Raw genomic sequence first — 16,767 nt, forward strand, 5'->3', positions numbered from 1 at the left:
GCTATGCACTGATTACTTTCATTAATCAATGATGCCTGTTGAGAACTCAAAACTCTTAATCCCCCTCCCACCTTTCTCCTCAACCGTCCTGCTCGGCCGCCATTGCTCGAATGATGTCGCCACGCGTAAGGATGCCAACTACTTGCTCATCGGCATCTAGTACAGGCAAGCGATGAATTTTGTGTTCATGGAGGGTTTGAGCGGCTTCCCGTAGAGGTTTGTCTGGGGTGACCGTAATTGGCTTCTGACTCATCACGTCCTTAACGGTTTGCCCCAGCGCTTTGTGCAATTCGCGTTCATAGTGGCCGGGATTCTCCAGATAAATCACGCTATCTAGAAGCATGATATAGGGTGGTGGCGTGACTCCGGTTTCCCGCCACATCAGGTCAGTTTCAGAAATGACCCCCACTAGCTTGCCTGCGTCATCAACCACGGGCAAACCACTAATTTTTTTCTCGGCGATCGTCCGAATCACTTCTGTAAGAGGCGTCTCTGGCGTTACCGTCAGCGGGTCACGGGTCATAATATCTGCAACAGTCTTGGGCATACTGGTTTGGTACTCTTGTAGCGTCTCTGCATTCATTGTAGGGAACTGTGCAGAGCAACCGACTCCGATTCATAGGATGTTACAGAGGCTTTTTTCCAAGCTTCGTTTTTCTTTAACGAATTTGCTAGCGGAATTTCTGCGGCAATCCTACCCTCCTTGTACAAAGAAACGACGGTAGCCTAGTGATGGCTAGGTAGCTTCACCGTGAACGTGGTGCCACGACCAATTTGGCTCTCCACGGTGATTTCTCCAGCATGAAGTTCTGCGGCTCGTTTCGCGATCGCTAGCCCTAGCCCTGTTCCTGGCAATTTACCCACATTTTTGCCCCGTTGAAAGGGTTGAAACAGATGTTCTAAGTCTTCAGGTGGGATGCCAATGCCTGAATCGTGCACTTCAAAGTAAATTGCTTCATGAGTACGATAAAGCTTCAGCAGAATCAGTTTATCCATTGGTGAGTATTTGATCGCATTGCTAATCAAGTTATTGAGAAGCTGGCGCAGCAATTTCTGATCTACCTTTGCAAAGATACGCTGCGCGGGATACGAAAAAGTCACCGTATGTTGGCGACTGGGATGACATTGAAGGGGTCTAAGTAACGTTTGACAAAACTCTACAAGCTCAATTGTTTCAGCATCAATCAGAGTTTCATGGTGGTCTGCTTGCCCCATTGTCATCACGTCTTCAATCAACTGAGTCATAGAACTGGTTGAAGCTTGAATACACTGAAGTAATTGCTCTTTCTTTGCTTCACCAATGGGATAACGACTATCGCCTAGCATTGCAGTCGAAAGCTGGATGGCTGCCAGTGGATTACGAAGTTCGTGCGAGAGAATCGAGAGATACTCAAAGGATAAATGGTCTGTGCTGGCTCGATGCGTCTTTTGGGTCTTAGCCTCAGCCTGATGGCGAGCCAACGCTATTTCAACGGCTACGCGTAAATCATTCTGCTTAAACGGCTTGAGAATGTAACCAGAAGGGTGGGTAAGTTTTGCCCGTTCCAAGGTTTCATCATCTACATAGGCGGTGAGGTAGATGAACGGAATTTGAAAGCGATCGTGCATCTGCTCAGCCACCGAAATGCCATCCAGATCGCCTTTCAGCCGAATATCAAGTAAGACTAAATCAGGTTGAGCCTCTGCGATCTGCCGTAGCGCTGTGGTTGCTTTAGTAGCTAAACCGACTACTTCATAGCCCAACTGACACAGACAACCTTCAATCTCTCTAGCAATCAGGATTTCATCTTCGACAACCAAAATTCTAGTATTAGACACCTGCTCTGTTTGCTCCAGTGATAATTAAAACGACCGTTACTAGAAGGATGAGTGGGTATGACATCAGCGAAGATCTAAGCCTGAAAAATTTATCGTATGCAAAAAATTGAACTACTTTTTCTACTTTTACAAGAATAGATGAGAACGATCGAATTCTTATTTGAATGCTAGAAATCTTTTCATACCCCTGTTGAACCAAGCATGCTTTTAGCCTGCGGACTAAAGCGCTTAACGACGCTCCACGACCGGAAAAATCAAGCGAAATCGAGTGCCACGCTTGTGTTCATACTCAATACTGCCATCAAGCTGCCGGGCCAGATCGTAGACGATTTTCAATCCCAATGATTGCAACTTGTTAAGATTGAGCGCTTTTGGAATGCCAACACCGTTGTCCTGCACGATCAAAATATAGCGAGAAATGGCTTGAGATGAGTGGCTAGAGAAGTTTGTTGTTGGTGTTTCTGCTGAAATTTGAGTCATAGATTCAAGTTGAACGGCTTGTTTTAAGATGATGTGAATTTCGCCGGAGCGTCGATCAGGAAAGCCATGCTTAATGGCATTGGTAATCAATTCATTGAGGAGTAAGCCACAAGAAATAGCGGTTTCCAGGTTTAAAGCGATGGGTTGCAGGCGGAAGAGCAACTTGATTTGATCAGGGCTTGTGCTACAAGCGATCAAAATATTATTAGCCAGACGCTGAATGTAGTCGTGAAAGTTAATCTGTCCTAAGTCGCTAGATTGGTAAAGGATTTCATGGATCAGGGACATGGCTTGTAGCCGATTACGTGTGTTGGCTAGTGCCCCAGAAACGATGGGATTGTTTGCTGCTTCACTCTGCAACCACAGCATGGCAGAGATCATCTGAAGATTATTTTTCACTCGATGATTCACTTCTTTGAGCAGCACTTCTTTTTGCGCTAACTGATTTTCGATCTGGGTATAAAGGCTGGCTTTTTGGCTGGCAGTGCCGACTTGCAATCCTAATTGTTTGAGCAAATCAATTTCAGATTGTCGCCATTGGCGGGGTGCGCCGCAATCGTGCACTATCATTAAGCCCCAAATCTGGTCGCCTTGTAAGATGCCAACCACACAGCTTGCCTGTACCCGCATCTGCGCCAGCAATGTTGCATAGCAGGGTGTGAGATCAGAAGCTTGAGCATTGGCGCAGACCGTGATGTATCCCTGACGGTAGCGTTCTGCCCAACCTTGACCGAAACAGGGATCTTCAATGGTTTGTTGCAGGAGGGATAGCTCAAGCCGAGACAGGGCTTCTCGTTCAATCACGACATTGTAATCGGTATCGAAGCGGCAGATGAGGACGCGATCGCATCCCAGAAATTGTCGGATTGTCTCTAAGCAAGCTTCTAGAACCTGATCTAGCCGTACCGATTGGTTAATGGTTTGAGCAATCGTTGCCAACAATTGGTCGGCTTCTGCCTGCTGCTGTTGCCTCAGTTCTGCCTGTTTGCGAGCATGAATATCAAACGAGATGCCAACGACGCGGGTAGGGTTGCCAGCTTCGTCCGTTTGAACAGTGCCATTCACTTGCACCCAGTGCCATCCCTCCGGTGAAGTCTCTGAGCGGAGTCGATGCTCTAGCTGGAGGGTCCCTTGGTTTGCTAGCGCTTCATGATAGTTGCGATCGACGGCTTCTTGATCATCGGGATAAACTAGCTTTTCTTGGTGTTCCAGGCGAGGCATTTCACCAGACACTAATTGCCCTGTTTGGCTGCTGGTAAAAAAGAAGCGATCGGTCGCCAAATCGACTTCCCAGACAACTATAGGGACGACTTCTAAAGCGAGCTTCAGGCGTGCTTCGCTTTGCCTCAGGGCGATTTCTGCCTGCTTGCGATCGCTAATATCCCGCACATTGGCAAGAATGACAGGTTCATGATTCCAGGTAATGCGATTGAGGGTGATATCAACGTCAAAAACCTCGTTATTGTGGCTTTCTTTCGATTTCCATTCAAAACGAACGATTTCTCCAGCAAACGCCCTCGTCCAATAATCTTGGGCAAGATGGAAAGGATTATCTGGTGCCGAGTAGTCACCCAACAGTGAAAGGTTTAAGGCTTGTTCTCGCTCTAGGGCATATCGTTCAAGCACGCGATCGTTGACATCCAACAGTGTGCCATCCACTTTATGAACAAAGAGGCAACTGGTGACGTGGTTAAAGATTGTACGGAAATTCTGCTCTGAACATTGAAGGGCGGCTTCTGCGGCGTTGCGTTCGGCTTCGCCGCGTTTACGCTCGCTGATATCAGTCACGCGCACCAGGTTCATTTGCCGTTCTGCCACCTGGATGCGCTTGGAGGCAAAATTGCCCCAAAAGCGGCGATCGTTGAGCGTCCGATACTCAATCTCTTGACTCCAGTAGCCAGTTGCATCAAAGTTTTGGCGTAGCTCTTCTAATGCTGTATCCGAGAAGTCTGGTGCATGGAAAGTCGCTCCCCTAATCCCAATTAAGTTCTGCTTGTGAGCGGCTTCAAAGAGCTCTACCGCCCGTTGGTTACAGTCCAAAATCAATAAGGAGTCCGAATCAACCAAAAAAATTGCATCGGCTGACTCCTCAAAGGTCGCTGCAAACAAATCCCGACTCTGGTGAATTTCTTGCTCAATGCGCTTGCGATCGGTAATATCCATAGAAATGCCAATCAGTTTGATCGGCTGTCCTTGTTCATTGAAAACGTATGCCCCTCGACTGTAACGCCAGTGGATCGAGCCATCGTCCCAACGGATGCGGTGTTCAATCTCGTAAAGTTGCTGCTGTGCGGCCGATTGCTGGACGGCCTGAAGGAGGCGGTCTCGATCATCTGGATGCACCCAACCAAGGACTAGCTCGAACGTGGGGAAAGGGCTGATTTCAACCCCAGTTTGATCCAGAACACGACCAGACGGATCGGTACAGAAGCCCCACAAGCCGTAGTTTTCCGACGACCAGTATTGCCGATTGGTGATCAGGTTCCATTCCCAGTTGCCCATTTTGGCCGCAGCAAGTGCCAGTTGTAGCTGGTAGGTGCGCTCCTGCACCCGTTGTTCCAGTGTGGTGAACGACTCGCGTAGTTGCTTTGCCATCTGGTTAAAGGATGCGGCCAGATCGCCCAGTTCATCGTTGCGATCGCTGGGCAGGAGTTGTTCCCACTGCCCACTGGCAATCTGTTTCGATGCTTGGTTTAACCGCAAGATGGGTTGAATGACGAGCGATTGAGACAACCACCAAATCACCACCAGTGTCACTATGAGCACCAGACAAAACACTTCGGCAGCGATGGCACCTGCTTGCAGTTCATTTTGAATCAATGAACTGGCATTCAACTCAATGACGAGCACGCCGCTGATGCGCCCAAAACGATTGGTAATCGGGGCATAGCCGCAAAGTACAGATCTCCCCTCTGCATTCCTCAAAAGATCGGGTTCAACGATCGGCTGTGTTAAAACCGCAATATTTGCTTTCAGCCTTGGCGGCAGGCTCTGCAAAGGGGCACCAACTGGGGCAATAAAATGGGTTGTACTGGCGTAATCCAGAAGAAACACAAGCTGACCGTTGGATTGGTGGCGCACAACATAGATATGCGCGATCGAGGGCACGGCGGCTTGAATGTTTTGCAGCCGTTTCTGGTTAATTTTGTAGAATGGCAATTTCATGCTGTCGGCTGTTGTGGTCAAAGCCAAGTAGTCACCATCAATTTGTGGGGCAGACAACTGCAATAATTCCAACAGCCGATTGCGAATTTCCTGTCGCTGTGCAGTGCGAAACTGCCAGTACAGGCTTGAGGTCAACAATCCAGCCGCCAAGGTGACCAGCAGCGAATAGGCTAAGATGATGTTTCGACTGAGGCTCTGTTGACGCATTGCCGTTTTTTCTCAAGAGGGCAAACCCAGGCTGGAGCGGTAGGCCGCTTTTTGTGCTTCACGCCCCACTTCGTTAGTAATATGCTGCCAGCCTTGTTCAACTTGCTGCATGGCCTCTGTTTTCGTTAGTTTACCCACCAGGAAAGCGGCAACCGCAGCATCCAGCGTTTCAAGGAGGTACTGCTGGCTGTGAGGAATGCTCAAATTCAAGACCATATTGGGACTACTGAGGCTGATACCGATCGCGCCCAGATAGTTGTTGGCAGCTGCCAATGACATTTCCGCTTTTAACCAGGGGGCAACATCTTGAAATTGAGAGATGCGGTAAGGATTGAAGCCAGTTTCGCCAATCGTCACGTCAACATTGGATTGTGCGGGCTGGCTGATATAGGAAAGAAAGGCATAAGCCGCATCTTTAACACGGGAAGCTGCTTTGGCATGAACGACACCCGTCCAGCCAATATTGGCGGCATAGGGTGCATGGTTCACCCCATCAATAGCATAGGGACAGACAAACTTATTGCAAGCTGCTAATTTGCCAGTTTGACGATCGAGTATTTGCATAGTACCCGGAGTCATCACTGCACCGACTTTATCCGTCACTTGAGACACCGATCGATCACCTGCGAGAGGTCCAACATCCCCCCAATCCATCGTCAGGGCACATCTGCCAGTGATAAATAAGGTTCTTGCTTTGACCCCGCCCAGATTCGCATCCTGGGGAACGCCATATGCCATTGTTTGTTTGTAAATCTCCAATGCCCTGCCGAAGGCTGAATTGTTAACCAGGGGCTTCATCGTGGCTGGGTCAAAAAATGCGCCTTGCTCGGTGCCTTTTGCTTGCAAAAAGGGAGCCGCTATGGATATCAACATACTGGCAATGTTTTCATGCGGGCGCTTTGACAGACAGGAACCATAGTCTGCTTCGCCATCCCCATTTAAATCTTTGCCGTGAAATCGTTTGGCGATCGCCAGATAATCATCCCAGGTTTGCGGCGGAGCTAACCCCGCTTGCTTTAACAAATCACTGCGGTAATACACCATGTGAAAGTCGCCATCCAACGGAATGCTATACGTGTGTCCTTGATAGGTTGCACTCACATTCCGAAAGATTGGTGCAATATCGTTCCATTGCAGCGCTGCATCAGCCTTGACCCGTGCTGTTAGATCTTCCAGAAACCCTGCGTTCACGAAGTCGATCAGCCATTGGGGCAAGATCACTGCCGAATCGTATTTGGACGCGCTACCAGACCAGTTAGCTTGCAGAATTTGATAAAAATTCTTAACAGGAACACCCGTCAGCTTGACCGTCGCTCCAGTCAGGGCTGCAAACCCAGCAATATGGCGCTCAACTCCCGTGTGAATGGCTGCATCATGGGTAATGACGTTAACTGTTACCCCGTCAAAGCGCTGAGAGGATGTAGCCGTAGGGGCAACGGTCTGGGTTAACTGTGAGGATGAACCCATTGGCATCTTGGCTTGAAACAGGCTACATCCGGGAGCGGCAATGCTGACCCACAATGCCAGCACCACCAAAGTCAACGTTTGAAGAGCATGGATGCAAGAGCGTAAGCGTTGCCAGGAAGAGCGCTTCATGGAAGTAGCTTGGGTTAGTGAAAGGGTTCTGATGCAAGTACTGTTGCAAGTAATTTTTGAGAACAAAAGAACCTATCTTAGCTACTGCTTCAAGCTGTAACTCTGGAATGGACTGTTTTTAGAGCTTGAGCTTATTGCCCGTAGTAACCTTACAGTAGCGCTGCTGTGGAAAGAATCAGCCGCTTTGAAACATTATTGCCGCAAAGTTTAACACTTGCTTCCTCCTTCAAAGGCTCTCTAAAAGTGGCGAAACTGTTTGGGTGCAACACCCACGATGCGTTTGAAGTGAAGAGCGAGATGACTGGGATTGGCAAAGCCGCACTCGATCGCAATGCCTGCGATCGCCTGATCTGACTGCCTTAATAATTGTTTTGCCCGTTCTACGCGCTGATGAATGACGTACTGGTGTACCGATTTTCCGGTTGATTGCTTAAAGAGGCGTGCAAAGTAGTCGGTTGTCATGCCCACTTCACTCGCTAACGTCTCTAGACTCAAATCCTGGCTCAGGTGCGCTTGAATGTAGCGAAAAATGACCTGAAGCTTGGTCGATGGCAGTCCACTCTGCGGTGAAGCAATGGCAGCAGCTCCGGTAGAGGCGGCTTCAGCCCTTCCTCCTTGTTGCCGGAACAAAGCTAGCTCAATCGCAACGCGCAAATCTTGTTGGTTAAACGGCTTCAGCACATAGCCAAACGGGTTGGTTTGCTTTACCTTCTCCAACGTACTGCTATCAGAATAGGCGGTAATGTAAATCACTGGAGTTTGGAAGCGATCGCGAATTGCGCTTGCGGCTTGGACTCCATCCTGCGTTCCTTGCAGGTTAATATCCATTAACACTAAGTCGGGCATTGTTTCAGCGACCTGCTGCATTACGGTGCGTGCTTTAACAGCAATGCCCACCACTTCATAACTCATTTGGGTCAGATGGCTTTCAATTTCCCTGGCAACCATGATTTCATCTTCAACTATCAAAATCCTGGTACCTGCCATTACCTGACTCCTGCTGATTGATATCCCTGCAAAGCAATTGACTCAACACTCATTACAGATTTCCCTCCGCACTGTAACAATTAACAAGTCTTGAGGCTGATTGCTTGACACATCTCTCAGCGATCGCCTGCCCCGCCCTGCACTGAAAATGCTGACTCACAAAAAGAAGTCCTCTGTAGGCTTTCCACACCGTTAGCCTAGCTTTCAGTCACGGGCAGTGAGCAATGGAACCATCTGTCTTTCGGGACTTTTGTCAGGCAAGCAGGTCTTGAAGAGCGCTACTCTACAAAACTCATCAATTGAATTGCGATTCGTCAATTTAGCATCTGCCAAACGAGAAATTAAACCTATCGAAATATCTTAGTTTCCATTGCTTGTCTAATCAATTCTCATCCCCTAGAACAGGTTTATGACCTGGTTTCACAACCCTTCAACTATTATGCTTCTTAAGTGAAATAAGACCTAAGTAGCTGCTAACAAAAGCTCAGAAGACTTTTTATAACTTTAAATGTTTATGTAGAAACGCAGTTTCTTAAGGGAATACTGTTCTCAAAAGCAACTTAACCGTTGTTCGGAAATATATCTGAAATGGCGAGAATTTATTCTTTGGAAGGCAGGCACAGAGAGATGAAGCAATGGCATGACTTTCCAGACTACTGCCTGATTCAGCAGCTTTATACCGGGACAAGAACACTGGTGTATCAGGCAATCCGCAAAGTAGACCAACATCCCGTTGTGATCAAGCTACTCAAGAACGAGCACCCTAGTTTCAGCGAACTCGTGCAATTCCGCAACCAATACACTATTACAAAAAATCTGAATATTTCGGGCATCATCCAACCCTACAGCCTGGAATCCTACCGCAACGGCTATGCCCTGATTATGGAGGACTTTGACGGCATTTCGCTGCGTGAGTGGATGAAACAAGGCAGCAAGGGCAGCGAAGCAGGGGAAGCGGTTCTCTTTCCATCTGCCGCCGCCGCGCCCATAGCCTCTCTAGCCTCCCCCGCCGCCTCTACGCCCTTCGCTCCTACCTCACTCGCTCACTTTTTTCCCATTGCCCTACAGCTAGTAGAGACCCTGCACCTACTGCACCAACAGCGGATTATTCATAAAGACATCAAGCCATCCAACATTTTGATCCACCCTGAGTCGCGGCAGGTCAAGCTACTCGACTTTTCGATCTCGACCCTCTTGCCCAGAGAAACCCAAGAAATTCAAAGCTCAGAGGTGCTGGAAGGAACTCTGGCTTACCTATCTCCTGAACAGACAGGACGCATGAACCGAGGGATTGACTACCGCAGCGATTTTTATGCTTTGGGTGTAACCTTCTACGAATTGTTGACCGGGCGACTGCCCTTTCCATCGCATGACCCAATGGAGTTGGTGCATTGCCATCTTGCAAAGCAACCACCAACGATTCACAGTCTTAACCCACTGGTGCCAACCATTCTGTCCGACTTGATTGCCAAATTAATGGCAAAAAATGCTGAAGATCGCTATCAAAGCGCGTTGGGACTGAAGTATGACCTGGAAACGTGCTGTGCCCAGTACCAGAAAACAGGCGAGATTGAGTGGTTTGCTTTGGGCAGAAGCGATCGCAGCGATCGCTTCATCATTCCCGAAAAGCTCTATGGACGGGAGCAAGAAGTCGCGGCGCTGCTGGCTGCCTTTGAGCGGGTGGCAGGAGCAGGGAATGGGGAACGGGACATAGAGCATGGGGCAGACGCTTACCCAACTCCCGACTCCCGACTCCCAACTCCATCACAGAGCGAACTTGTGCTGGTCGCAGGCTTTTCGGGCATTGGCAAAACCGCTGTGGTGAATGAAGTCCATAAGCCGATCGCGCGAGGCACATGCATAGCAAACGTGCGGCAGCGTGGCTACTTTATCAAGGGCAAGTTTGATCAATTTCAACGCAATATTCCCTTTAGTGCGCTGGTTCAAGCCTTTCGTGATTTGATGGCGCAATTGCTTAGCGAGTCAGATGCTCAACTGGCGCAATGGAAAGCGTGCATCGTATCAGCGCTGGGTGAGAATGCTCAGGTCATTATTGATGTGGTGCCAGAGCTGGAACAGATTATTGGCTCACAGCCAGCTGTCCTAAAACTTTCTGGTAGCGCTGCCCAGAACCGATTCAATCGGCTGTTTCAAACGTTCATTCAGGTGTTTACGACAGCCGAGCATCCGTTAGTCGTCTTCATTGATGACCTGCAATGGGCAGATTCAGCATCGCTTCACCTCATCAAACTCTTGATGAGCAAGTCTGAGACAGGCCACCTACTGATGATTGGGGCCTATCGCGATAGAGAAGTCTCAGCGACACATCCCTTAATGCTGACTCTGGTGGACATCCAGCAGGCTCATGCCACACTCAACACAATCACGCTGGCTCCGTTAAGTTTAGACCATACCAACCAACTGATTGCAGAGACACTAAGCTGTACTCAGGCGCTTGCCTTACCGCTAACGGAGCTGGTGTATCAAAAAACGCAGGGCAATCCGTTCTTTACAAATCAATTTCTCAAGGTGTTGCATGAGGATGGCTTAATCACCTTTGATCACCATCTTGGCTATTGGCAATGTGACATCGCTCAGGTGCGATCGCTCGCTCTCACAGATGATGTGGTTGAGTTTATGGCACTGCAACTGCAAAAATTGCCTGCTGCCACTCAACATGTCCTGAAACTTGCTGCCTGCGTCGGTGCTCAATTTGATTTGGCAACTCTGGCGATCGTGGCTGAGCAACCAGCGGCTGAAGTGGCGCTGGCGTTGTGGAAAGCTTTGCAAGAAGGGTTGCTTCTACCCACGAATGACGTTTACAAGTTTTACCAGCCTTCAGAAGAATGTGGTCAAGTATCAGATCCTCAAGCGGTTAACTGTTGCTATCGTTTCTTGCACGATCGCATTCAACAAGCTGCCTACTCTCTAATTCCCGACGACCAAAAGCAGGGCACGCATCTCAAAATTGGGCAACTACTTTGGCAGAACACACCCCTCGAAGCATTGGATCGCCGCATCTTTGATCTGGTGAATCAGTTAAATGAAGGCATTGAACTTATTACCCAGGCATCAGAACGAGAGGAACTGGCTCGGTTGAACCTGCTGGCGGGTAAAAAAGCAAAGCTATCTACAGCCTATCAAACGGCTGTCAAACATCTTGAACTCAGTATTAAGCTATTACCAGAAAATGCTTGGACAGCGCATTATGAGCTGGTGATCGATCTGTATCAGGAATGTATCGATTGTCAATATGTGGTCGGCAATCTTGATCGAGCCGAAGCACTCTATGAATATGCGTTTAGTCAAGCTCAAACGTTGGCGGATCAAATCAACTTATATGCCATTTTCATTGCCCTTCGAGCCAGTCGTGGCGAAAACTTTCAAGCCAGCCTTAAGCTTGGGATCAGTGGGTTGAATTTGCTAGGCATTACCTTGCCAGAAACGGTTGAAGAACTGCGATCGTTTACCGAAGCAGAGCGTCAGAAACTTCGATCAAGATTAGACGCTATCAGTCCAATGGCCTTGTTTGATCTGCCTGAGATGACTGATCAAAAACACCAGTCCAGCATGAGGTTTTTAATCGCCTTGTGGGAGCTTTCCTATATGGCAAGCAATGCAGCCATTAACGACCTGAGCGTTTTACTCATGTGTAATCTGTCATTACAATATGGCAATACAGAAAGTTCTGCCTATGCCTACTGTTTGTATGGTGTTTCGTTAGCTAACCAGGGTGATTATCAAACCGCTTTTGAGTTTGGTCAACTAGCGCTCAAGCTCGATCAATGCTTTAAGACTAGTCAATATAGCGCCAAGATCAGAAATCTCTTTGGTCATGCCATTAATCCTTATATTCAGCACTTAAAAACGAATCTACCGCTGTATCAACAATCCTTTCAAATTTGCAATGAGACAGGCGATAACCTGTATGGCGTTTGGGTCGTTTGTTATTTAATTTGGGCGCTGTTGATGAAGGGTGCTCCTCTGGCAGATATTTATGTCGAAACCCAGACATATCTCGACTATATGCAGCGGATTAAGGAGCCGAATTTGCTGTATCTCTTCACGTTGCAACAGCAATGGGTGTTGAACCTCCAGGCATTAGCTGAAACTACTGATTTGCTTGAGAACAGTCAGCCTGATTCAACGCCTCTGATTGAAGCTTGGCGGCAAGAACAAACCTTTGAGCACGGCATCTGCTGTTACGGACTGCTCAAAATTCAGTTGCTCTACCTTCACGATCGCTATCAAGAAGCCATTGCAGCGGCTGTTGAAGTTGAGCAGACGGCGGTGGCTATGACCGGGTTTTTTCCCGTTATGCAGTATTCGTTCTACTACCCCTTGAGCCTGACAGCGCTTTACAGCATGACGAGAACCGAAGCCAAGCATCGCGACTGGACTGTTTTAGCAACACATCAGTCTGCTTTAGAAACACATCAGCACGTCCTCAAAACGTGGGCAGATACCTGTCCAGCGAATGCTCTGCCGATGTATCTGCTGCTTTCGGCTGAGATGGCACGGATTTCTGGCAATGCACTAGAGGCACTGGATTTGTACGATCGCGCTATTACGGCTTCTAAAGACAGTGACTTTACCCATATTGAAGCGATCGCCAACGAACTGGCCGCAAAATTCTATCTGGGCTGGGGTAAAGAGCGGTTGGCGCAGGAGTACATGACCGAAGCCTATTACAGCTATGTTCGCTGGGGCGCAAAAGCTAAAGTAATAGCGCTAGAAAAAGACTATCCACAGCTTTTAGCGGCAATTTTGCAACAGCAGCAACCGTCATCCACCGTGACAGAAACCCTGCTTGCCGTCTCCTCGCACACGAGTAAAACCTCATCCAGCAGCACTGCGGAAACATTAGATCTAGCAGCCGTGCTGAAAGCTTCTCAAACGCTTTCCAGTGAAATTCAGCTTGATCAGTTAGTGTTCGCCTTACTGGACGTGGTGATTGAAAGTGCTGGTGCTGAGAAAGCGGTTTTGATGCTTTTACAAGATGAGCACTTAATGCTGAAGGCGATTAGCTACGCAGAATTTTGTCCCAATCAGCTTTTCAGCACGCCTGTAGAAGCCGCTAGCGAGGACATTCCCGTTAGCCTTGTGTATGGAGTTAAGCGCACCCTTCGACCAACCCTGATTACGGATGCGATTCAGCATCCGCAGTGGCTAACTGACCCCTACATTCAGCAGAACCAAGTTCGGAGTATGCTGTGTTCGCCCATCCTACACCAGGGTAAATTGTTGGGTGTGCTGTATCTGGAAAACAATCTAGTTGCGGGAGCTTTCACGCGCGATCGGGTTGAACTCCTCAACCTGCTTTGTTCTCAGGCAGCCATTTCCCTGGAAAATGCACGCCTCTACGAGCGATCGCAGGCTTACGCCCAGCAGCTAGAAGCCTCGTTAGAAGACTTGCAAACTCATAAAGCCCGGTTTCAACGCCTGGTTGCCAACGTTCCAGGCATGATTTACCAATTCCGCCTGGAACCCGATGGCTCTCACTCCACGCCCTACGTTAGCTCTGGTTGCTATGACCTCTATGAACTTGAGCCAGCAGCCGTGATGACAGGAAAGCAGAATCTTGATACCTTGCATCATCCAGACGATCAAGCCGCAGTTGAACGGGCAGTCGTTCGCTCAGCTACAACCCTGGCACCCTTTGAGCAAGAATTTCGCATTGTGACGCCATCTGGAAACGTGAAATGGGTGCAATCCATTGCTCGACCAGAGCGGCAAGCAGACGGCGCGATACTTTGGGATGGGGTTGTCATTGATATTAGCGATCGCAAGCGCATGGACGCTGAGCGTCAGCATGCTGAAACGGCTTTGCGCTTGAGTGAGGAGCGGTATCGTCACTTGATCAACGTCATGTCTCAAATTGTCTGGATTGCAACTCCAGATGGGCAAAGTGTCGATTCGCCGCAATGGTGTGCCTACACAGGGCAAAGCCTAGATAAACTTGAAAACTTTGGCTGGTTAGAAGCGCTGCATCCAGAGGATCTTGAGCGTACCGGGCAAGTCTGGAATCATGCCCGTGAAAATTTCATCTCTTACAAAACCGAGTACCGGATTCGGGCAGCCGATGGCTCCTATCGTCTCTTTGATGTACAAGGTGTACCCATTTTGGCGGAAGACGGCAGCATCCGTGAATGGATTGGTACCTGCTACGACATTACCGATCGCAAACAAACCGAAGCCGCACGTCAGCAAGCCGAACATGCGATGCGCCTGAGCGAGGAACGGTACCGCTCTTTAGCAACTGTTACTGCTCAAATCGTTTGGGTGACAGATGCAGAAGGGCGCGTTGAGGACATACCAAGTTGGAGGGTGTATACCGGACAAAGTGTTGAGGAAGTCAGAGATTTTGGATGGCTAGAGCCGATTCATCCAGACGATCAAGACCATACGCTTCACGTTTGGAATCATGCTGTTCACACAAAAAGCTACTACAAGACCGAGTATCGCGTTCGAGCAGTAGACGGCAGTTATCGCTACTTTTTTGCTCAAGGTGTGCCCATTTTGGCAGACGATGGCAGTATTCGTGAGTGGGTTGGCACCTGCACTGATATTGACGATCGCAAACGTGCTGAAGCGACGCTAAAAATTTCGGAGCAAAACCTCCGCACCGTCTTCAACAGTTTGAACAGTGCCATCTTTATTCATGACTTAGAGGGCATGGTGCTAGATACCAACAACCGTGCCTTGGAACTCTACGGCATTCGGCAAGAACAAGTGCAGACTATCTCTGTGATCAACGATTGTTCTACGCCTGATAATCCCTTTCACCTGCTTGACACCCTCTGGTCAGATGCCATCGCTGGCAAAATGGTTCACTTTGAGTGGAAAGCCAACACGCTAAAGCGTGACAGAGTTTTTGATGTCGATATTACGCTGACTAGAATCGTACTGGATAGTCAAGCCGTGATTCTGGCAAACGTGCTGGATATCAGCGATCGCAAACTTGCCGAAGCGTCTCTGCAACAGGCACTGCAAGAAAGAGAATACCAGTCTCGTTTGTTAGAAACCGTCCTCAACTCCACCCAAGCATGGATTTTTGCCAAAGACCAGGAATTTCGCTACGTCTTGGTTAACCGTAGCTATGCCGAAGGAGTAGGCAAAACGGTGGAAGCCATGCTGGGGAAAGATGATCTGGAGCTAGGATTCCCTGAAGAACTCGTGTTTGGAAATCCTGTTAAAGGGATTCGGGGCTTTCGGACAGACGATCGGCTCGCTCTCGCAGGTGAAGCCATTCATAATTCTTACGACCCGGCTACGGCTGCGGATGGATCGCTACACATTTTCGACAGTCGTAAGAATCCACTACACGATACAGAGGGCAAAATTTTTGCCATGCTTGGCTTTTGCAGCGACGTTACCGATCGCTATCACGCAGAAGCGGCGGTACGTCGATCGGAAGCCCAACTGAGGGAAAAGGCAGACGAGCTAGAGCAAACCCTGCAAGAACTTCAGCGCACTCAATCGCAAATGGTGCAATCCGAAAAAATGTCTGGGCTGGGGCAACTGGTCGCAGGCGTAGCGCATGAAATCAACAATCCAGTCAACTTCATCTATGGTAATCTCAACCACGCCGATACCTACATTCAAGACTTGCTAGGGCTTGTACAACTTTACCAACAGCACTATTCTGCGCCCCATCCTGAGATTCAACACGAAGTCGCTGCGATCGACCTGGAGTTCCTCATCGACGATCTGCCCAAACTACTCACCTCCATGAAAGTGGGAGCCGATCGCATTCAAAAAATCGTGGCCTCCCTGCGAAACTTCTCGCGTATGGACGAAGCCGAAATGAAAGAAGTCAACATTCACGATGGCATCGACAGTACATTGATGATTTTGCAACATCGACTGAAAGCCAAATCAGACCATCCCGGCATTGAAATTACGAAAGCTTACAGTGAGTTACCGCTAGTTGAATGCTATGCCGGACAACTGAATCAGGTGTTTATGAACCTCCTTAGCAACGCCATTGATGCCTTAGAAGAGTCATTTAATGCTGAAGCAAGCAGCATCCCTACTATCGCCATTCAAACGACTCTCGTAAATGCCCAACAAATCACGATTCAAATTGCCGACAACGGCTCAGGGATTCCCACTCACGTGCAGCAACGACTATTCGACCCGTTCTTTACCACTAAGCCAGTGGGCAAAGGCACCGGAATGGGGCTTTCCATCAGCTATCAAATCGTGACTGAAAAACATAAAGGCACGCTCCAGTGCCTTTCTGAGCCAGGTCAAGGAGCGACATTCGTTATTACGATCCCGATACGGCAATTTTGAGCAAAAGGCAGAAGGCAGAAGTAAAAAGGTAAAAAGCAGAGGGCAGAAGGGGAATTCAGGAGCCAGGAGCCAGAATGAACTCAAAACTCTCTAGCTTGTCGGCGCACTTACGAAGTAGCTCTCAAAGAGCTAGTGCTACTCATACCAATTTGAATTGAAAATGCGACACATTCTGTAGGGGCAAGGCATTGCCTTGCCCCTACCCACCGATTGATC

6 protein-coding genes are annotated in these 16,767 nt (G+C 48.7%); 1 reads left to right on the forward strand and 5 read right to left on the reverse strand.

The window, feature by feature from the left end; all coding sequences use genetic code 11:
- Nucleotides 1-79: 79 nt before the first annotated feature.
- The 5 genes from AC5JLP_RS05755 to AC5JLP_RS05775 all read right to left on the reverse strand — a co-directional run bounded on the left by AC5JLP_RS05755 (nt 80) and on the right by AC5JLP_RS05775 (nt 8,253).
- Nucleotides 80-547 (reverse strand): CBS domain-containing protein, encoded by a 468-nt coding sequence (locus AC5JLP_RS05755; RefSeq protein WP_496066961.1) that lies wholly within the window; start codon nt 545-547, stop codon nt 80-82.
- Between the two features lie 179 nt (nt 548-726).
- Nucleotides 727-1,818: a hybrid sensor histidine kinase/response regulator gene (locus tag AC5JLP_RS05760; RefSeq protein WP_496066962.1), complete on the reverse strand. Its 1,092-nt coding sequence runs from the start codon at nt 1,816-1,818 to the stop codon at nt 727-729.
- A 228-nt stretch (nt 1,819-2,046) separates the two neighbouring features.
- A complete protein-coding gene (locus tag AC5JLP_RS05765; protein WP_496066963.1) occupies nt 2,047-5,670 on the reverse strand; it encodes a PAS domain S-box protein in 3,624 nt (1,207 codons plus the stop codon).
- A 12-nt stretch (nt 5,671-5,682) separates the two neighbouring features.
- The gene (locus AC5JLP_RS05770; protein ID WP_496066964.1) at nt 5,683-7,266 is read right to left on the reverse strand and encodes an extracellular solute-binding protein; all 1,584 of its coding nucleotides are present in this window, start codon (nt 7,264-7,266) and stop codon (nt 5,683-5,685) included.
- 237 nt (nt 7,267-7,503) lie between these two features.
- Entirely contained in the window at nt 7,504-8,253 is a 750-nt protein-coding gene (locus tag AC5JLP_RS05775) for a response regulator (RefSeq protein ID WP_496066965.1), read from the reverse strand.
- 627 nt (nt 8,254-8,880) lie between these two features.
- Here AC5JLP_RS05775 and AC5JLP_RS05780 point away from each other — a divergent pair.
- Complete coding sequence (locus tag AC5JLP_RS05780) at nt 8,881-16,551, forward strand: PAS domain S-box protein (protein ID WP_496066966.1); 7,671 nt, start codon at nt 8,881-8,883, stop codon at nt 16,549-16,551.
- Nucleotides 16,552-16,767: the final 216 nt, after the last annotated feature.

The organism is Stenomitos rutilans (assembly GCF_059505485.1).

Excerpts from the sequence above, each read along its gene's own strand:
- AC5JLP_RS05755 (WP_496066961.1), bottom strand. The coding sequence starts at position 547 with ATGCCCAAGACTGTTGCAGATATTATGACCCGTGACCCGCTGACGGTA.
- AC5JLP_RS05765 (WP_496066963.1), bottom strand. The coding sequence starts at position 5,670 with ATGCGTCAACAGAGCCTCAGTCGAAACATCATCTTAGCCTATTCGCTG.
- AC5JLP_RS05770 (WP_496066964.1), bottom strand. The coding sequence starts at position 7,266 with ATGAAGCGCTCTTCCTGGCAACGCTTACGCTCTTGCATCCATGCTCTT.
- AC5JLP_RS05775 (WP_496066965.1), bottom strand. The coding sequence starts at position 8,253 with ATGGCAGGTACCAGGATTTTGATAGTTGAAGATGAAATCATGGTTGCC.
- AC5JLP_RS05780 (WP_496066966.1), top strand. The coding sequence starts at position 8,881 with ATGAAGCAATGGCATGACTTTCCAGACTACTGCCTGATTCAGCAGCTT.